This is a genomic window from Microcoleus sp. Pol7_B2 (genome assembly GCF_036701035.1).
In the GTDB taxonomy this organism is placed as follows: domain Bacteria; phylum Cyanobacteriota; class Cyanobacteriia; order Cyanobacteriales; family Microcoleaceae; genus Microcoleus.
The window spans coordinates 42349-60789 of the sequence record NZ_JAUBQB010000040.1; the positions used below are offsets into that span (position 1 = coordinate 42349).

Genomic DNA, 18441 nt, shown 5'->3' on the forward strand with positions numbered 1-18441 from the left:
GGATAACACATATTTTTTTTGCAAGAGGTCTATTAATTCTGTCTAGCTACTTATCTGCGTTCATCAGGGCTCATCTGTCGACATCTGCGATCGCAATCCCATCTACTCTCCCAAAGTTCCCTTATACTCGTCCGGTACAAATTCCGTAACCACTTGGCCGCCACCACCGTCGCCTTTGACAATCACAGTTTGATTTTTCAACTCTCCCGCCGCCCTTGGCCCAGTCAAATTAAACACCGGATTTAGTTGCTTGTAAACCACATTTCCTTCTGCATCAAAAGTCTGATTAGTTAAATACCATGTTACGCGATCGGTATTTAATTGAGCTTGACGTTTTTCACCAATTCCTACCACATTTCCAGTCAAATAAAAAACTTTTTTATCTAAATCTCCCCGCCCCGTATCCCCAGTCATCGTCACCTTTTCCACGCGGTGAAAAACCTTCACAGGCCCGGGCGATACCACAGATTGCGCCGGAAAATTCCAACTCATCAAACTGCTTTCTATTTGCAGCGGCGGATCTGATGGCATCAACTGAGCGTTTTTTGTCAGCGTCGCAATCTTGGTTTTTAAGTCTACATCTATTTGGTCGGCAAAACCGCTGTCTGTTACTATTTTATCTTTGTATCTGTCAATTTGAGTTGGTTTGTCGCTGTTTACCTTTTGTTGTTCCACAAACCACACTAAGTGCTCGGTTCGCAATTGCAAAACCGGATCTTTAACATTCGCCACCACAGAACCGAATAACTCCATCCTCTTAGCCCTGCTGAAAACCCGCGCTTCCTTCGCTGAAGCCGTCACCTGTTTGTTCTCTCCCGTCAAATTGTTACGGACAACTAAAACATCCTCCTTTGGTCGCCACTCCAACTCATTTCCGCGCAAGACCACTCCATTTTTTAGGTCTTTAGCGACTATGTTACCTTTGAGAAAAACCTGATTTCCTTCCTGAAATACCTGCCCCGTTTCTCCCTGAATATCGTAAATTTCTTTGCCGTCCTGAAACAATTTGCCCACAGGTTTCTGAACGTTAACTATTTTTTTGTCTTTGCTGTAAACGGCATTTTGCGAGTTGACTTTCCAGAACGTCTCCCCCTTTTCGTTTGCTTGTTCTAGAGTTACTTTGTTTAAAGTTAAAGTGCTGTTTGACTGTTGAGCAGTTTGGAGATCCTCAGCTAATTTGTTCTTTTGAGTCTCTTGCGGAACCGCACAAGCATCAATCCCCAAAATCAGTGCGGCTAAAAATAGCAGCCTCAATTTTGGGGAGTTGAGATTGGGAATTTGGGATTTGAGATAAATCATTGGGAATAGGGAATTGATAATCGGTAATGGGGAATGGGGAATGGGAATTGGTAATTGATAATTGGGTCGTGAAAAACACTTAATCAAAAATTAAAAATGTGTCATGCTTTATCTAAATTTTTAACTTCTAATTCTCAATAATTCAACCCATTAATCATCACCTATTAACCCTTACCAATTACCCATTACCAAATCCCTATCTGTCGTCGTGTTCCTCCATCAAGCTCAGACCCGACAAAGGGCGGTAAGCATAATTAGGGCGCGATGTTTTTTGGATGTCGTCCTTAATCATTTCCAGGTCGATATAGCGATCGGCTACATTAATCAAACTGTCGCTCGTCATCGATCGCAAACTCACCACCTCCACCCGCACACCGCGATAGCTCACAGCGTCTACAGCATAAGCCAAATCGCCGTCACCGCTCACCAGTACCGCCGTATCGTAAGAGCCCACTAAAGCCATCATATCCACAGCGATTTCTACATCTAAATTCGCCTTCTTAGAACCGTCAGGCAACTGTACCAAATCCTTAGAAATCACCCGGTAGCCGTTGCGGCGCATCCATAGCAAAAACCCCTGCTGTTTCTCGTTAGTGCGATCGACACCCGTGTAGAAAAAAGAGCGCAGCAGCCGCGAACCCGCAGTTAAACGGCACAGCAGCTTAGTGTAATCAATCTCAATTCCTAACTGCAAAGCCGCGTAAAAAAGGTTAGAACCGTCAATAAAAATTGCCACTCTACCACGATTTTCTAGAACCTGTTCCGGCGTAAAAAGGTCGTTGCTCTCTATTCTATTCAACATGATTGTTATGCCTCAAATTTTATGAAAGATTGGTAAGGAAATAACTGCTAATTCGTAGTCTGTCATAACACCCCGAGCGGTGGCTGCCAACTATGAAGGTACTGTTTACAGCAGTTCGAGCCGCTTAAAAACAGGTTGGGGTTCCCCCAGAGTTTGGTTTGCCGGCAAAGCGCCCCAGGCAGCATGAGCCGCAAAATTCGCTAAACTGTTAACTGTAACTCGATCGTTAAAGTCAATTGAAAAACCTAGCTGCTGATAGATAGCGTTGCTGATATTTGGAATAATCGGCGATAAAAGGTAAGATGCTAGTCTAACAGATTCCAGAACAGAATATAGCACTTGTGCGACACTTTCGATCTGTCCCTGCTTGTACAAACTCCAAGGTGCTTGCACGTCAATAAACTTGTTACCGGCTCGAACTAATGCAAGCACGGCTTCGGAAGCCTTGCTAAAAGCCAACTCTTCGTAAAAACCCGTTACTTGAGCGCCCAAATCCAGGCTCATAGCCTTGAGAAGGTTGTCGCCGTCAATGTTTTCTCCCAACACATTGGGTACGCAACCACCGCAATATTTTCGAGCCATGTTTAGGGTACGGTTAAGCAAATTTCCCAAATCATTTGCTAGCTCAGCATTCAATATATTGATAAACCGAGTTTCGTTAAAATCGCCGTCCTCTCCGAACTCAATTTCTTTGAGGAAATAGTAACGCACTGCGTCAGCGCCGTATTTATTGACCAATTCGACAGGGTTTAAAGTATTACCCTCCGATTTCCCCATTTTTTTGCCGTCTTTGGTCAAAAACCCGTGTGCGAAGACGCGACCCGGCACCGGCAGATTCGCTGACATCAGCATTGCCGGCCAGTAAACTGCGTGGAAGCGAAGAATATCTTTGCCGATCAAGTGCAAGTCAACCGGCCACCATTTAGATAAAGCATTCTCCAAAATCGGGTCGCTGTCCGGATCTAGCAAGGCCGTGACGTATCCCAGCAAAGCGTCAAACCACACGTAGATGCTGTGACTGGGATCAACTGGCATTGGCAGACCCCATTCGAGATTCACTCTAGAAATCGAAAAGTCTTGCAGTCCAGAGTTGACGAAACTGAGCACTTCGTTGCGTCGGCTTTCGGGCCCGATGAAGTCGGGACGTTCTGCGTACAAGGCCAGCAGTTGGTCTTGATACCGCGACAGGCGAAAAAAGTAATTTTCCTCGTCGCGCCACTCAACTTCCTTGCTGGTGTGGACGGAGCACCGATTTCCCGGCAACAATTCCCGTTCATCCTTGAATTCTTCACAGGAGACGCAGTACCAGCCTTGTTGCTGGTTCAAGTAGATGTCGCCGGAGTTCCAGACGCGCTGGAAAAATTCTTTGACAATGTACTCGTGACGCCGCGAAGTTGTGCGGATGAAGCGATCGTACTGGATGTCGAGTTGCTCCCACAGCGCCTCAAACGCAGGAACTACTGAATCGCAGTGAGCTTGGGGCGATCGTCCCAAACTCTCGGCTGTCCGCTGAATTTTCTGCCCGTGTTCGTCCGTCCCCGTCACCAGCAAAACAGATTTGCCCCGCAGCCGCTCAAATCGGGCTAGGGCATCCGCAGCCATAGTTGTATAAGCGCTGCCAACGTGAGGTAAATCGTTTACATAATACAGAGGCGTTGTTATCGCAAAGGTATTCTTAGTTTTATCAGTCGATTTCATTGAATGCTAAAAGAAAATTCCCTAAATTTCGTTTCGATCTTAACTCAGCGGTTAAATTTTTTTGGGAGTGGCAATCAAGCCAAATTCACTGCAAGTTATTTGCAATTGTCTAACCCGGGCTATTCCCAAAAAAAATATTGCTTTCATCTCCACACTAATCTTTTTTAGTTGTTTTTGACGAACTCTCTAAAATGTCTTAATATTTTGACATTCTGCTGCCTTGGGAATCGACGATCCCAGGGTACGTGCCTGATCTATTCATTGGTCGTAGCCGCTATCCCTAGAGCGGGTTTAGCAGCCCACCCGGTTGCCAACAAAACTCGTCAGTTGGGCTGCTAAACCCGGCGTTCGACTAACGCTCCGCGACCACTTTCTGTGAATGCGCGATCGCTCACCATCGCCATCTCTTTCTCCCGATCGCTGGAAAGTTGATCGCCCGCAACTCCTGCCACTTTCCGAGCCGCTCATGGACGCAAAAACCGGGTTGTTTACGAAGCTCTCTTGTCAAGCGCTACCGCTTTAGTTTCTTACCCCAAAAAGAGTATAAAACCCACATTCCGTACCCTCAACTCTCACTATCGGTTTTTACTTATTTTGATCAAGCAATAAAACTATAAACTATACTATAATACCGTACATTAACGGATAAAGAACTTTTTAAAGGCATAATTTATTACTTTAAAGATAGATTTTTCTGCGTAATTATGCTGTGTGACACCCCAGGATGCCGAATGTGGGATGAAAGCCTAGGTTTTTTGTCACAAAACCCCGTTTTTAAAGGTTGCAAGTACGTCCACAGACAATAAAACCCCAAGCCAGTTAAGCTTGGGGCTATCAAATTAGGGTGCATCTAACAAGAGATGATCCGATCGCCCTCGATCGCCATCAGGAAAACTCACTCGATTTCCGCCAATAGCTTCTGACAAATAATCGGCCGCAGCTTCCACAACCGCGATCGCATTTTCGTAAACCATCCGCGTCGGCCCCAAAACCCCAACACTACCAACAGGCACTGATCCCCGGCGGTAAGTCGAAGAAATCAGAGTACAGCCACGAATTGGTTCTAAAGAGTTTTCCGAACCAATACGCACCGTTACCCGCTTGCCGGGGGTGTCTAATTCAGGCGATTCAAAAATCAAAGGCCAAAGCAGTTCCTGCTCTTGTTCTAGTAATTGCACCAGGGTTTGAACTTGCTGCAACTGCGAAAACTCTGGCAAGCGCAGCGCTTCTGCTAAACCGCCGATCAGAATCCGCGTGTAGGTTGGATTGCTTTGGCGGCTGCTCAAAGCAGTCAGCATGGTTCCCATCCACTCAGCGTACAGCTCAAAGTCCCGGTCTAACTCGCTCCAGTCTACAGCCGAGAGTTCCGAGAGCGCTCGTCCCCGCAACTTGCTGTTCAAAAAATTCGACAAAATCTGCAACTGGCGATCGACGATTTCGACATCAGGCGTGTTACCTTCTGCGTCCAAAGGCAACTGCACCAAAACCGACTGAGTTTCGTAGGCATCCGTCACCACGATCAGCATCACCTTTCCCGGCTCTAGCTGCACCAGTTGCAAGTGGCGCAAGCAAGCCATATTGGTTTGCGGTATGGTGATCATTGCTATGTAACCGCTGATAGTTGCCAGGATTTGAGCAGCGCCACGCAGTGCCGCGTCCATGCGACCGTCCGACCAATTGAGTTGGTGTAGTACCTGTTCCACCTTGCGGGCCAGCGTATCAGACGGCTGAATCAACTGGTCTACATAAATTCGGTAGCCGGAGTCAGAGGGGACTCGTCCTGCCGAAGTGTGGGGCTGATAAAGCAGTCCAGCTTTTTCAAGAGTCCCCATCGCATTGCGAATTGTAGCTGGGCTGACGCTGAGGTTGAATTCGTCAGCCAAAGCTTTTGAGCCAACGGGTTCCGCTGTAGCTATGTAGTGGCGAACCGTTGCCCAAAGGATGTGTTGTTGCCGATCGGTGAGGTTAACGCGCACAGATATTTAAGCAGAATTAGTATTCAGACAATTTGCCACTATCGAGTCAGAAGCTCTGTCCTTAAGGGCGATCGGGCAGAGTTATCTATTTAAGATAACAGATTTAGGTGAAGGAAGTTCAGCAACAGATTGTGTACGGGATTTTACGGATTGTGTACGTGATTTTACGGACCGATGTTGAGGGAATGAACAGGGAAAAATGTTTTAACTTTTAACTTGTAACTTTCTATTTGGGAAGCGAAGCTTCCCCGAACCGGAGATCTGCCCAATGCCCCATTCCTCGGTTTCGCTTTAGCAAATGCCCTTTAAGTGTGTTCTTTCAGAATATTTTGCAGGTAACTAGCCACTGCATCCGGCTGTTCCACCATTGCCAAATGGCCACAATCGGGAAGCTGAAGGACATTTTCGCCACAACCTTGGAACATCCAGTGAAAGCTAGCCAAATGCAGCACGTATTTTGGTTCCATAATTTTGTCTTTAGTACCGGCAATAAAATAAACAGGTTGCTTGAGTTGGGAGACAATTTGTGGCAATAGGTGAATCTCCGCTTCTGTGGTGGAGTCCAACAAAGCCCCCAAAGCTGCCTCTGGATGAGCTCCCACGAAATCTATTAAGCGCTGCCGTCCCCAGGATCTGCCGATGGGGCGGGCTACAGAATCGCGGGCAAACAGGTAATCTGCTAACGGCAAGCGAGGCAGCCAGCCGGGACGCATTGTTACTAGCTGCTTGCCGACCGCTCGAAACCGCTCAAATTCTTCCTTAAGATAGATGCCACCCCCTGCATTGATGCAGACCACGCCTTTAACGCGATCGGACAATTTGCTGGCTCCCCATAGAGCGATCGTACCGCCCAGAGAGTGTCCCACCAGCCAAGCAGAAGATATATCGAGTTTTTCGAGTAAAAGTTCCAAATCGCGAGCGTAAGCTGCGGGAGTGTAGCAGGAATTTAGCGGTTCGGAATGCCCATGATGAACGCCACCGTCGGATTGAGAATCGCCAAACCCCCGCAAATCGTAAGTAAGGCACTGATAGTTTGATGCCAAGCGATCCGTCAAAGGTTGCCAGTAGTGGCGGCTTAACAGCCAGCCGTGGACAAATACCAGAACCGGGGAAGTTGCAGTCGGAGCCGTCAAATCGTAAGCGTGCCGAACCCCTAGGATGTCGATTGTTGCCATACTTTTATCTTATCCGCTCCATAAGACCTATGTAAACCTATGTATAGCCTTTCTCAGAAAGAGCGAGTACGCCGAAACCCTGTGTTCTCAAGCTTTTTCAGTTTAATTGTTTACCTCATATACCCAAAAAGCGCTATAACTAAGCCAAAAAGACTCAACTTTATCGATTTACCGCTTACTTCCTGCTGCAACGCGCGGTCTTAAGCGGACGTTACAAGATTTTTGTACACTGCACGGGCAATATTGGCATAGCTTGCCCTTTTATGCAATTTTTTTATCGGAAATTTTGGTGTTTGTAATCTCACTAAATCCTTATTTTAAGCGGTTATTAACTCAGTTCATTATAGGTAAATCATAGATAATTTTAAAAATTTAATTATTGATTGTAATCACACTGATAATAACTTTTAATTTTTGTTGCCAAGCGTTTGTGTAATTCGCTCGCTGTAGGGAGTTTTATGGTTTGATCCGTTGCTCTCAACGCCACTATTTCGAGCATTATCCCGTTCTCCCAATTGTAAGCGTGTCTTGCTAATCCAGAATGTTGACGGAATTAAAACCTGTTTATTAGGAGGTTTTAATTCCGTGTTAAACGAAAGTAACACTTGTTCAATACTTCGGACAGTTTTTGATAGCCAACCGTAGAAGAAGGATTTTAAGGCTCCAAGGCAATCGAGCTACCAACGGAAAATCGCTGTTTTCAGAGTAGGAACTAAAAACACTCCGGATTATTGCTTGTTAAACTCGCCTATTTATCTGGCACGTTTTTTCTATTAGGGTGGTTATTTTGTAGATGAATTACCCATCAAACTTAAAAAGCTTGACAACATCGTTTGTGCGTCTCCCATGTTTATGAGAACCGCTATCTACACTCGTTTGTAGGAACAATTTTGCCGAGCTTTTTATCCTATCTCACTGGAAAACTTTTGCAAACTAATGTCTACTTATAGCAATCTAGTTATTTAGGGATCATCGGTAGCTTGCCCTAAAATCGCTCGCCCAGCAATCTTTGTCGCACCCCCTCAGCGATTTTCTGCCCCAGATATTCGGGAATTAAGCTTTCATTGGGCCCCAACAAGTAGAGAATTAGGCGAGTTCGCCCCCGCCAAACCAGCAAATTAGCATTTACGACCAACAAATCCTCTTGCCAGATGGCATACATAACTTTGTAAAAAAGTCCAGGTTGATTATCTGCTTCAATCAGTAAAGCTGGCAAGTGGAAAACTGGATCGACGTAGAATTCAGTTGCCACATCTTCCAAACCCGCGTCTAAATTAAATTCCACCGCCAACATCTCTTCAACCTCAAAATGTCCCGCCAATGCCTCTCGAACGGCTCTACAGACGTTTTCTGCTGTTTTATCTGCCAATACCTTGCCACCGCGAGATACGACCAATTTGATAAATACCAGCATGGGCGGGTAAATTTGACCGTACAGACTCAGACTGTGAATCGTCAGTCCGTAGGCCGCGAGCACTCCAAAAATATCGCTCAGTAGAAAAGACTGGTTCCGGTAAGCAAAATGCAGGGCACTTTTGTTACCTTCGGCTCGGATTTCGATGACTGCTTGCCGAGTTTTGTAAAGCTGGTAAGCTAATTTGAGGTTTTGCAACTGGATTTCGCTGCTGACAAATTGCTCATAAAACTGCGGAAACGCTCGGTTAAAGCGCTTGAGGAGTTCTAGTGTAGATGGTTTTAAACCCGAAGCCATAATTGAGGAGAAGGTGCGGGAGATATACGAGGTATTGACTCTTCCATGCCTTATGGCAATGGGATTTTCGATTCGACGATTCGACTTAAATTGTGCCCGTCTCCTCACTAAAAGCAAAAGTCAAATCTGTCTGAGAACTTATCACGAGAATGTCACCGTTGCGCCATTCCAGTGGTATTTCCCACCAAGGGTATAAGTTCCGGCGCGATCGGCGGCACTCAAAAGAAGCATTTCCCAAAATGCCTCAGTCCTGGTTCGGCAACAAATTTTACCTTAAAAGCGGGTTGTCCGGGCACTGGCTAGCAGAACAGTTCTACCAAACTTGACAGCATCAAAAAAGCGCAGACTCAATGTTGGACGACAAATCCCTGTTTTCGGCGTAAGATGAGTGTACCGTAAACTGTTCCTCAAGAGGCTACCGGCAATTGATCCTACGCCGATCGGAGTGGGTTTATCTGTCGGGTTCTCTTTCTCGTCGTCCAACTTCTACTACCTTAACCGCGCCTGCATGGGTTTTTGGAAAAACTTATTTAGTAGTTCTGAGTCTGCCTCTGTACCCCAAACAGCGGATTTTGAGGAAGATGTGGCTGTTGGGTTAGGCGATCCGCTTTCCCCAACGTTTCGCAAACCCGCCAGCGGCAACGCTCGCATCTTTTTCAGTTGCGATCGGGACATTGACCTCTACGAACTCGAAGAACTTTGTAATGCAGTGGGTTGGTCCCGCCGTCCCCTGCGTAAAGTCAAAAAAGCTATTCAGCACAGCTTCCTAGTCGTCTCTATGTGGGAGATGCGGGGCAGCCAGCGACGGCTGGTGGGTTTCGCCAGAGCGACTTCAGACCATGCTTTTAATGCCACGCTTTGGGATGTGGTAGTTCATCCCGACTACCAGGGCAAAGGCATGGGCAAGGCGCTGATGAAATACATCATTAAAAAACTCCGCAGTGAAGATATCAGCAACATTACCTTATTTGCTGACCCTCAAGTGGTGGACTTTTACCGCAATTTGGGCTTTATGTCCGATCCAGAGGGGATTAAAGGTATGTTTTGGTATCCAGATTAGCAAGCGAGGTGCCGGTCGGCGTTGATTTGTTGAGGACATACAATACAATATTGACGCTGACAACACTGAATGCACCTGTGCGCTGCGGTCAGTTACCCGTTGATGTATCTCGGCATCAGGGCCGTTATGAAGCTGTGCAAGTATTGTCAGTCGATTTGAGCCGAGCACGATAGGAGTCAGGGGCGGGTATCGGTTTTTGGGTGGGGTCAAACCGGACAACCTGAAAAAAACTTCGCCTTAGCTGCATCGAGAGCTAAATATTTAATAAAGCTTGACAAGCAAGCGGTTTTGTGTGTTAATGGTTAGAGGTTAGCTAACTATACCACCGGGATGTAGCGCAGCTTGGTAGCGCGCCTGCTTTGGGAGCAGGATGTCGCAGGTTCAAATCCTGTCATCCCGATCGCATAATGTTAAATAATAGATTGAAGCAGAACTGTCTCTGATGTTTACATTTCGTCAAAATGAAAACAAATTGAGGCAGTTTTTGCCGATCGTGTTAACTCGCCAGTCTTTGCGTTAATGTGTTTCAGGATCGCTCCTGATGGAAAAAACATGAAATCATTAGTTCGTTTGGGCGCAATATTGGGAATTGTCGGCAGCACTCTGCTGGGCCCCTCCCCAATTGGCAAGATGTCTGCACTGGCACTGCCGGAGCCGCAAATTTTGGAAAAATTGCGATCGGTGCCGGTATTTACGATTACAGACGCTCAGGGTGCGCCCCTGGTAGCTTCTGTTCCCAAGCAGGGTCAGGGTCAAACTGGTAACGCTTCCGTGGCGGGAATTTTCATCAGCCAGAAAGATGCTCAAGCTTTTGTGGATCAACTCAAAACCAAAAATCCTCAGTTGGCGGCGTCGGTGCGCGTGATGCCGGTGTCGCTGGGGGAAATTTATCAGATCACTCAAGCAAATAAAGGCAAGCCGGAGGAGGTGCAATTTGCTTTCGTTCCGGCTCCGGTGCAGGTGCAGTCGGCTAAAACTGTACTTCAGCAGACTGGTCAACAAGTTAACGAGTTCAACGGTGTACCTCTGTTTTTAGCCAGAGGCGGCGCGGAAAATGGTTATTTGACGATTCAGCGGGGTCAACAAGAGGTGATTCCCTTGTTTTTTAACAAGGAGGATTTGCAAGGAATGGTCGATCGTTTTAAGCAGCAGCAGCCCAACGTGACAGCCACAATTAAGATTGAGGTGGTGAACTTGGAGAGCGTTTTGGAAGCTTTGCGTACTGAGAACGACCCGTTTTTGACCCAAATGATTTTGATTCCCTCGCGGGAGTCGCTGGAATTTGTGCGATCGCTCCAACCTGCAGGTGCGGGCCAAAATCCACAGGTTGCTCCGGCTCCAGCTCCGGCTCCAGCTCGACCGGCTCCAGCTCGACCGACTCGCTAATAGTTAGTCAGCAGTCATCAGTCATTAGTCATCAGTTATCAGTCATTAATTAGTAGGTTGGGTTTCTCGACTCAACCTACTATTTACGAATTAGCAATTAGCAATTAATATCGTTTCCGGTAGCATCGGAATTATAGCAAGTCCATTTGAGTCATGAATGTAGAACTACCTGAAACGCTTGTGATCATTGAATCGATTGTTTACAAATCAAATGGTTTTGCTATATTAGCCAAAATTAGGACACCGCGAGTGCCTAAGTCCCTACAATATTATTTTCGGTAGGGACACTCCAAGAGCCGTGTCCTCTATATCATGTATGAGTGCAACCGGAATTAATATAACAATTAGCAATTAGCAATTAGCAATTATTACAAAGTCTTATGTTTGTTTCTGGTTTAGAGCTTTGGGAATGGGCGAATCAAGCTAAAACAGAGGCGATCGCCTCTGACATTCCCCTAGCAGAAATCGACTGGCTGCTGCAAGAGCTGGCTGGTTTGGATAGGTTGGCTCTGCGTTTAGAGTCGTTTAAAGATTTGCCAAAAATTGAATTAAAGTTGTATTTATCTGAACTTGCCCAATTGTGGCAGCGGCGCTTGCAGGAACGGGTGCCGGTTCAGTATTTAACGGGAGTTGCACATTGGCGACATTTTTCGCTCAAAGTAACGCCGGCGGTGCTAATTCCTCGTCCTGAAACGGAATTGCTGATTGATTTGGCTGTAGAAGCTGTTAAAAGCTATGGTGTCAATCCAAAATCGCATTGGGTGGATTTGGGGACGGGCAGCGGGGCGATCGCGATCGGCTTGGCTTCTGCGTTGACAAATGCTACGGTTTATGCGGTAGATTGCAGTTCGGAAGCTTTGGCAGTTGCTCGACTGAATGCTGAGAATTTGGGTTTTGGATCGCGAATTAATTTTTATCAAGGTTTGTGGTGGGAACCGCTAGCATTTCTCAAAGGTCAAGTGAGCGGCATGGTGTCTAACCCGCCTTACATCCCCAGCAGTACGGTGCTGACTCTGCAACCAGAAGTTTTGAAGCACGAACCTCATCTGGCCTTAGACGGCGGCTTTGACGGGTTAGATTGCATCCGGCATTTGATAGAAACGGCTCCCGATTATTTAGAATCCGGGGGAGTTTGGTTGGTGGAGATGATGGCGGGACAAGCTGAGGCGGTAGCTGATATGCTGCAAAGTCACGGGAGTTACGATCGAGTTCAGATATTTTCTGATTTAGCAGGGATCGATCGGTTTGCCTTAGCCTACCGTCTTTAGGTTTCAAGAAAATGCCGCAAATTCTAAAATCTTAAATCTAAAATGGCATGACACAAGTTTCGATAAATGCCCTAGTTCAAGGGGCAATTTCTGGTAATTATATCGTCAGTTTTCCTACAGATACTGTACCCGCTTTGGCTGCGCGTCCCGATCGCTCGGAGTTGATTTTTGCAGCTAAACGTCGCAGTCAAGACAAACCGCTGATTTTGATGGCCGCATCGGCCCAGGCCTTGTGGCCCTACGTGCAGGGAAGTCCAGCAGAGTTAAAATTGTGGCAGCAAGTAGCCGAATCCTATTGGCCGGGGGCATTAACTTTGGTGCTGCCGGCTTCGCCAAAAGTCCCGGCGGCGATAAATCCCATCGACCCGAGTACAATCGGAATACGAGTGCCTAATCTTCCCCTTGCCCTAAAGATTCTAGAGCAGACAGGCCCTTTGGCTACTACCAGTGCTAATTTATCCGGTCAGCCACCTCTGGAGTCTGTGACAGAAATTGAGGCTCACTTTCCAGAAGTCTTGACATTAGTTCCTTCTGAATTAGCAACAGCGACAACAGCTTCGAGTTTGCCTTCGACTGTGGCTAAATGGACGGGCAGCGAGTGGGAAATATTGCGACAAGGCGCGATCGAGTTAGAATGCTAAAAGCTAAACTCCAAGGCAAAGCAATATGGCGCCGATCGGCTGGAGCAACTTTATATATTTAGGTATGGGACTGGGGCTGGGTTTGGGAAGCAGTTTGATTTGGCGCCTGCGGCAAAAAAGCTCGCAACAGCCCGAACCGGCGCCCAAAGTAGCCCCACCTCCTCAAGAAATTCACTTAGAGAAGTTTGATGCCCTTTCCGACCAACTTAAGCAAACTCAATTGGCTTATCAGATGGCATCGGAGATGAGCCAATTTAAGGCGGGTTTTTTGGCTCGAACTTCTCACGAGTTGCGATCGCCCCTGAGCACTATGATTGGTACGCTGCAATTAATTCTCTCGGATTTGTGCGACGATCCTGCTGAGGAACGAGAGTTTGTCGAGCAAGCTCACGCCGCGGCACTCAAGCTGGTGAAATTAATAGATGAAATTATCTCTGTTGCTAAAACTGAACACGGCACTGAAAGCATGGATATTGAGCCGATTCAGTTAGCTAAGGTTCTTGACGAGGTTGATGATTTAACTTACTTGCAGGCTGCTAATCGCGGCATTCGTTTGGAGATATTGCCGCCAGATCCGGGGATTTATGTATTGGCAGATTTGCCGAGGTTTAGGCAGGTTTTAGTCAATTTGGTAGATACTGCTGTTGCTCAGATGGAGGAGGGGAGTATTTCTGTGTCTGCCCATGCTTCGCCGGAATCTGGATACGTTCACATTTGGGTGGACGATCAGCGTTCAGTCAGTGCTTGGAGCGAGTCTTGGGATTTGCTGAAGCACGATTTGGAGTGTGATGTTACTAAGAGCAGCGATAATTCTCAGGTGTCTTCTGGAATGAGGTTATTGATGAATCAGACTCTTTTAAGTTTGATGAGCGGAAAGTTGGAGGTTCTGGCTGTGCCTTCGGAGTCCGAAGAGTGCAATTTTAACCGGACTCAGTGTTCTATTCCTTTGGCAACTTTCTGATGAAGAAAGTTGGGCCACGCGCAATGTACGGGATGTAACGCAGGTGAGGAAGAGGGCAAGGGATTTAACTGATTTAACTGAGGGCGAGAAGATGGAAAAGGGAAGATGAAAGAAGGAAAGTATTTATAGGGAGTAAGGTGCGCCCTGACGCACCCTACATATTATAGATTTTGATGCCAATCGGGTGATTATTTAACAATTAGCAGTTAGCAATTCGCCGTTGCTAATTTCTAATTCGAGATTCTCTTCTAGAAGCTGATTTTCAAGTACCATTGTGGTGCTAGCGTTTTTCTGAAAACCGATGCGCTCGTAGAAGCTTTGTTTGTAAGTTGTCATCAGGTAAACTCGCTCTACTCGGCACATCCGAGGGTGACTCAAGACGGTTTGCACTAATTTACGGCCGAGTCCTGCACCTTGGTAATCCGGATGAATGGCGACATCCCAGATGGTAGCTCGATAGATCCCATCTGAAGTGGCTCTGGCAAAGCCGATCGCCCGTGAGCCGTCCCAAACTGTAACAACTGGTTCGCTGTTGGCGATCGCAATTTCCCAATCTTCTATCTTGCGTTCCCTCGCCCAAAAGGCGGCGGCTTTAAATAGTTCTTGGATCTGTGCGATGTCTGCGCGATCGCGACCTATACAAAATTGAATGTGACTGGAATCCCTAGTCGTTGATGTCATGCTCAATCTGCCTTCAAGTTGTATCTAAACTGTGTTACTTTTACTGTCTTAGCCGGTATAGTTAATTTTGCTTGGGAACAATCAATGATTGAATTCCCGATTTACAAAACTATTTTTAGTTATACATATTTTCTAAATAATTTCGGTGATTATTAATACTTTTTGGGGTAAATTTTGTAAAAAAGTCTTTGAGTCAAAATTCCCAACTTATAACTCATACTATTTGAGATCTGAGATTTGAGATTTGAGATGGGGAATGACTGATTTGTTAGGGTGTTTGGAGTTTGCCTACAGAGAAACCGGGTTTTTTCTCACGTCTATTTCGTTACAGCCCACCGAAACTCTAAAAACCAGGTTTCGAGGCGTCGTTTATTGCTAAGCGTAAGCGATAGCTAGTGTGTTGCCTAATTGCTCAAAAATCATCTATCGAGAGAGGTATTGACTCCACGAAAACACCCGAAGATTGTGCTGTGGAGTCAATTCTTTAATCTCTAATTTCTAATCGAGTGAATCTAGTTTTGCAGCCAGCGGGCGGCGTCTTTGGCGTGATAAGTCAAAATTAAATCAGTACCAGCACGCTTGAATCCTGTCAAAGTTTCCATCACTACTCTTTCTTCATCTATCCAACCGTTGAGGGCGGCGGCTTTCACCATCGCATATTCTCCAGAAACGTTGTAAGCAGCAACTGGCAGGTTAGTTGCTTCCTTCACGCGCCAGATGATGTCCATATAAGCTAAAGCGGGTTTAACCATGAGCATATCTGCGCCTTCGGCAATGTCGAGAGCAATTTCTTTAAGAGCTTCGCGGCCGTTTCCGGGGTCCATTTGATAGGTGCGCCGATCGCCAAATTGTGGAGCAGAATCCGCCGCATCCCGGAACGGGCCATAATAAGCTGAGGCGTATTTTGCTGCGTAAGACATGATGGGAATATCTTCAAATCCAGCGGAATCCAATCCTTCGCGAATTGCTCCGACAAAACCGTCCATCATGCCCGAAGGGGCGATAATATCTGCACCGGCATTAGCTTGAGCAACGGCGGTTTTCTTGAGCAATTCTAGTGTCGGATCGTTCAAGACGCGGCCACTTAAATCTCCGACTTCCAAATAGCCGCAGTGACCGTGACTGGTATATTCGCACAGACAAGTATCGACCATGACGATTAAATCTGGTACGGCTTTTTTAACTGCTTCCGTCGCTTGTTGGACGATGCCGCAGTCGTGCCAAGCACCTGTCGCGTCTGTATCTTTGTCTGCGGGAATGCCGAATAAAATAATCGCGGGAATGCCGAGGTCGTAGACTTCTTTTGCTTCTTCTACTATTTTGTCTACCGATAGCTGGTAGACTCCGGGCATCGATGTGACTTCTTTGGCAAAAGCTTCCCCCGGTACGGCAAATAGAGGGTAAATTAAATCGCTAGTGGTCAAGATATTTTCGCGTACCATCCGGCGGAGTTGGGGATGGTTGCGGAGGCGGCGGGGGCGGTGAGTTGGAAACATAATGTTTTTTTTACGGTAGATAAAGCCCTGCTTTCTAGGACTCGCGGCGTTTCTTTAAAAGTCTAGAGCTTATTGTTGGCCGATCGCCCTTTACATAAGTAAACTTCTGTAAAACCCGCGATGGCCATTGTTCGTAGTCAGGAATGCAAGTCATTTCGAGCCTTTCCCGTTCCCAGACACAGCCATAACGGTGCTTCTTGGATCGGTTGGTACGGATATCTCGCTGGCTTCATACCTATAACCAGGCTGCCCAGAAGCGAGGATAGACTGTAAATTATAAATGTATCGAATAGTAACGGTCTTATGTACAAGCAACTAATTTCAAAGATGAAACCCCTTTTGAAACCACTATTCGCGATCGGTCTGGTACTGACGCTAGCCCTCGGTAACGCTGACGGAGCTCTGGCGGCCCGCAGCGGAGGACGCATCGGCGGCGGATCTTTTAGTGCTCCGGCGCGCAGTTACTCGTCTCCTAGTCGCACTTACGCGCCTTCGGGAGGCGGTTACTACCCGGGCGGCGGCTTTGGCGGCGGCTTCGGTTTCCCGTTCTTGCTGCCGTTTTTTGGCTTTGGAGGCGGGTTTGGCGGCCTGTTCTCGATTTTGATTTTTATCTCGATCGCTAATTTCCTCGTCCAAAGCTTCCGCCGCGCCGGGGGCGGAACTGACGAACTGGGCAACAGCGCCCCCACTACTACCGTATCTGTAGCCCGCTTGCAAGTTGGTTTGCTAGCAGAGGCGCGCGGTTTGCAAGCCGAACTCGACTCCCTAGCGCGAAAAGCGGATACCGATACAGCGACAGGTCGCGCTCAAGTGCTGCAAGAATCTACTCTGGCGCTGCTGCGGCATCCTGAATACTGGGTTTACGCGGGCGCTGAATCTGTGCAAACTCGCTTAGAAGCAGCCGAAGCTAAGTTTAATCAACTTTCTTTGGCAGAACGCAGTAAATTTACTGAAGAAACGCTCTCGAATTATAACAATCAGCTCCGGCAAGCAGGGAGCAGCAATATCCTGCCAGGTTTGCAAGAAAATGGGGCGCTGGTTGCTTCTGATGTGAATTCAGATCCCGGGGAATTTATTGTGGTGACGGTGATTGTCGGTACTCAAGGCAAATTGCAATTGCCAGCAGTGAAAAACTCTGAAGATTTGCGCCAAGCTTTGCGTCAGATTGGGGGAGTATCGAGTGAGCAGTTGCTGGCGGTTGAGGTGCTGTGGACTCCTCAAGCCAACGGGGACACTCTGACTGCTGACGATATGTTGGCTGGCTATCCTGATTTGCGATCGATTTAGTGAGCAAGACTGGGCGCGGAGTATTGTCTACCGCGCCCCATCCTGCAGCTAAGCTGGGCGGATGAACCCAATTGGTTTTGAGACGCGAATTTTACACGAGTTTTTTAAGGTCGATCGAGTTAAAGAAGATTGTTTAACAAATGCTAGTATTTAGAGATTATGATTCAGCGTGATTCATCTGCTATGGGCAAAGCCTACCTCATAGGGGTTTTGCGAAGAAGTTAGGCAGGATAAAAAAACTGTATTCAGCGAGGACTGCTTCGGAAGAAGTTGCGATCGCGCGCCATCTAAATTTTATATAAAGAAGAAGCGATCGAGAGCGAAAACTTATGGCCGACAGCAGCAGAAAAAAAGCACTTTTTATTTTGAGCCAGTTAAATAATGACGATATCAACTGGATCGTCAATAAAGGCAAAAAGGAAGTTTTAGATCCAGGCGGGATTTTGATACATGAAGGGAGACAGATAGATGCGCTCTACATTGTTTTGAATGGGAGTTTGAGCGTTTTGATCGAGGCTGAGCGGACTAGAGAACTCGCTAAAATAGCCAGCGGAGAACTGGTGGGAGAAGTCTCTTTCATTGACGCTCGCCCTCCTTTGGCAACGGTGAAGGCGATCGAAGAAACTCACTTGCTGGCAATTCCTAGGCGGCAGTTAGTAATCAAACTTCAAAACGATATGGGCTTTGCTTCCCGCTTTTATTATGGAATTTCACTGTGTCTGGCAGACAGGATGCGCGGTACGATCAGACATATAGAATACGGCCGCAATATTGAATTAGATCAACCAGAATTTGAACGAGAGGATATCAATCCTAACGTCCTGGAAAATTTGGCGCTAGCTGAGGCTAAGTTTAATTGGCTGAGGGAAAATGTTAAAGCTTGAGGAATTTTAAGGGTGCATCTCACTGTTGCAAATATATGAAAAAAGGGCGAAAATGAAAAAGCTAGTAAAACTGTGAAAAAAGATGAGGGAAAAAAATGACACCCGAAGACCAAAAG

At 46.8% G+C, this 18441-nt stretch carries 17 protein-coding genes and 1 tRNA gene; 8 read left to right on the plus strand and 10 right to left on the minus strand.

What is annotated here, in order from left to right:
- Positions 1–102 precede the first annotated feature (102 nt).
- The 8 genes from lptC to QUA57_RS16335 form a co-directional block, all read right to left on the minus strand.
- On the minus strand, positions 103–1299 hold the full coding sequence (gene lptC, locus QUA57_RS16300; protein ID WP_333062165.1) for an LPS export ABC transporter periplasmic protein LptC: 1197 nt from the start codon (positions 1297–1299) through the stop codon (positions 103–105).
- Positions 1300–1495: 196 nt separating this feature from the next.
- A complete protein-coding gene (locus tag QUA57_RS16305) occupies positions 1496–2101 on the minus strand; it encodes a LabA-like NYN domain-containing protein (protein ID WP_006631885.1) in 606 nt (201 codons plus the stop codon).
- 105 nt (positions 2102–2206) lie between these two features.
- Positions 2207–3799 carry a methionine--tRNA ligase gene (gene metG / locus QUA57_RS16310; protein ID WP_333062164.1) on the minus strand — a complete coding sequence of 531 codons (1593 nt, stop codon included), beginning with the start codon at positions 3797–3799 and terminating at the stop codon, positions 2207–2209.
- 291 nt (positions 3800–4090) lie between these two features.
- On the minus strand, positions 4091–4267 hold the full coding sequence (locus QUA57_RS16315) for a hypothetical protein (protein WP_333062161.1): 177 nt from the start codon (positions 4265–4267) through the stop codon (positions 4091–4093).
- 371 nt (positions 4268–4638) lie between these two features.
- The gene (gene hrcA / locus QUA57_RS16320; protein WP_445304486.1) at positions 4639–5781 is read right to left on the minus strand and encodes a heat-inducible transcriptional repressor HrcA; all 1143 of its coding nucleotides are present in this window, start codon (positions 5779–5781) and stop codon (positions 4639–4641) included.
- A 299-nt stretch (positions 5782–6080) separates the two neighbouring features.
- Positions 6081–6950 carry an alpha/beta hydrolase gene (locus tag QUA57_RS16325; RefSeq protein WP_333062158.1) on the minus strand — a complete coding sequence of 290 codons (870 nt, stop codon included), beginning with the start codon at positions 6948–6950 and terminating at the stop codon, positions 6081–6083.
- Between the two features lie 985 nt (positions 6951–7935).
- On the minus strand, positions 7936–8661 hold the full coding sequence (locus tag QUA57_RS16330; protein ID WP_006631881.1) for a hypothetical protein: 726 nt from the start codon (positions 8659–8661) through the stop codon (positions 7936–7938).
- An 85-nt stretch (positions 8662–8746) separates the two neighbouring features.
- Entirely contained in the window at positions 8747–8899 is a 153-nt protein-coding gene (locus tag QUA57_RS16335; protein WP_333039846.1) for a hypothetical protein, read from the minus strand.
- A 270-nt stretch (positions 8900–9169) separates the two neighbouring features.
- Between QUA57_RS16335 and QUA57_RS16340 the strand changes: the two genes are divergently transcribed.
- The 6 genes from QUA57_RS16340 to QUA57_RS16365 all read left to right on the plus strand — a co-directional run bounded on the left by QUA57_RS16340 (position 9170) and on the right by QUA57_RS16365 (position 13977).
- Positions 9170–9721, plus strand: a complete 552-nt coding sequence (locus QUA57_RS16340; RefSeq protein WP_172187348.1) for a GNAT family N-acetyltransferase — start codon at positions 9170–9172, stop codon at positions 9719–9721.
- 326 nt (positions 9722–10047) lie between these two features.
- Positions 10048–10121: transfer RNA gene (locus QUA57_RS16345), tRNA-Pro, on the plus strand.
- A 152-nt stretch (positions 10122–10273) separates the two neighbouring features.
- Entirely contained in the window at positions 10274–11107 is an 834-nt protein-coding gene (locus QUA57_RS16350; RefSeq protein WP_333062157.1) for a Tic22 family protein, read from the plus strand.
- A 380-nt stretch (positions 11108–11487) separates the two neighbouring features.
- Positions 11488–12375 (plus strand): peptide chain release factor N(5)-glutamine methyltransferase, encoded by an 888-nt coding sequence (prmC, locus tag QUA57_RS16355; protein ID WP_333062156.1) that lies wholly within the window; start codon positions 11488–11490, stop codon positions 12373–12375.
- A 47-nt stretch (positions 12376–12422) separates the two neighbouring features.
- Positions 12423–13016: an L-threonylcarbamoyladenylate synthase gene (locus tag QUA57_RS16360; RefSeq protein WP_333062155.1), complete on the plus strand. Its 594-nt coding sequence runs from the start codon at positions 12423–12425 to the stop codon at positions 13014–13016.
- A gap of 25 nt (positions 13017–13041) precedes the next feature.
- Entirely contained in the window at positions 13042–13977 is a 936-nt protein-coding gene (locus QUA57_RS16365) for a HAMP domain-containing sensor histidine kinase (protein WP_333062154.1), read from the plus strand.
- Between the two features lie 192 nt (positions 13978–14169).
- Here the strand turns inward: QUA57_RS16365 and QUA57_RS16370 are convergent, their stop codons facing one another.
- Both QUA57_RS16370 and hemB read right to left on the minus strand, forming a co-directional pair.
- Positions 14170–14658, minus strand: a complete 489-nt coding sequence (locus tag QUA57_RS16370; RefSeq protein WP_333062152.1) for a GNAT family N-acetyltransferase — start codon at positions 14656–14658, stop codon at positions 14170–14172.
- A gap of 512 nt (positions 14659–15170) precedes the next feature.
- Positions 15171–16154 carry a porphobilinogen synthase gene (hemB, locus tag QUA57_RS16375; RefSeq protein ID WP_333062150.1) on the minus strand — a complete coding sequence of 328 codons (984 nt, stop codon included), beginning with the start codon at positions 16152–16154 and terminating at the stop codon, positions 15171–15173.
- Positions 16155–16457: 303 nt separating this feature from the next.
- Between hemB and QUA57_RS16380 the strand changes: the two genes are divergently transcribed.
- Together QUA57_RS16380 and QUA57_RS16385 are read left to right on the plus strand one after the other, a co-directional pair.
- Entirely contained in the window at positions 16458–17441 is a 984-nt protein-coding gene (locus QUA57_RS16380) for a DUF1517 domain-containing protein (RefSeq protein WP_333062149.1), read from the plus strand.
- Positions 17442–17770: 329 nt separating this feature from the next.
- Positions 17771–18325, plus strand: coding sequence for a cyclic nucleotide-binding domain-containing protein (locus QUA57_RS16385; protein ID WP_333062148.1), 555 nt, complete (start codon positions 17771–17773; stop codon positions 18323–18325).
- The last annotated feature ends 116 nt before the right edge of the window (positions 18326–18441 follow it).

Excerpts from the sequence above, each read along its gene's own strand:
- QUA57_RS16365 (WP_333062154.1), top strand. The coding sequence starts at position 13,042 with ATGGCGCCGATCGGCTGGAGCAACTTTATATATTTAGGTATGGGACTG.
- QUA57_RS16325 (WP_333062158.1), bottom strand. The coding sequence starts at position 6,950 with ATGGCAACAATCGACATCCTAGGGGTTCGGCACGCTTACGATTTGACG.
- QUA57_RS16380 (WP_333062149.1), top strand. The coding sequence starts at position 16,458 with ATGTACAAGCAACTAATTTCAAAGATGAAACCCCTTTTGAAACCACTA.
- QUA57_RS16330 (WP_006631881.1), bottom strand. The coding sequence starts at position 8,661 with ATGGCTTCGGGTTTAAAACCATCTACACTAGAACTCCTCAAGCGCTTT.
- QUA57_RS16360 (WP_333062155.1), top strand. The coding sequence starts at position 12,423 with ATGACACAAGTTTCGATAAATGCCCTAGTTCAAGGGGCAATTTCTGGT.
- QUA57_RS16340 (WP_172187348.1), top strand. The coding sequence starts at position 9,170 with ATGGGTTTTTGGAAAAACTTATTTAGTAGTTCTGAGTCTGCCTCTGTA.
- metG (WP_333062164.1), bottom strand. The coding sequence starts at position 3,799 with ATGAAATCGACTGATAAAACTAAGAATACCTTTGCGATAACAACGCCT.
- lptC (WP_333062165.1), bottom strand. The coding sequence starts at position 1,299 with ATGATTTATCTCAAATCCCAAATTCCCAATCTCAACTCCCCAAAATTG.
- hemB (WP_333062150.1), bottom strand. The coding sequence starts at position 16,154 with ATGTTTCCAACTCACCGCCCCCGCCGCCTCCGCAACCATCCCCAACTC.
- QUA57_RS16385 (WP_333062148.1), top strand. The coding sequence starts at position 17,771 with ATGGCCGACAGCAGCAGAAAAAAAGCACTTTTTATTTTGAGCCAGTTA.
- QUA57_RS16350 (WP_333062157.1), top strand. The coding sequence starts at position 10,274 with ATGAAATCATTAGTTCGTTTGGGCGCAATATTGGGAATTGTCGGCAGC.
- QUA57_RS16370 (WP_333062152.1), bottom strand. The coding sequence starts at position 14,658 with ATGACATCAACGACTAGGGATTCCAGTCACATTCAATTTTGTATAGGT.
- QUA57_RS16315 (WP_333062161.1), bottom strand. The coding sequence starts at position 4,267 with ATGAGCGGCTCGGAAAGTGGCAGGAGTTGCGGGCGATCAACTTTCCAG.
- prmC (WP_333062156.1), top strand. The coding sequence starts at position 11,488 with ATGTTTGTTTCTGGTTTAGAGCTTTGGGAATGGGCGAATCAAGCTAAA.
- QUA57_RS16305 (WP_006631885.1), bottom strand. The coding sequence starts at position 2,101 with ATGTTGAATAGAATAGAGAGCAACGACCTTTTTACGCCGGAACAGGTT.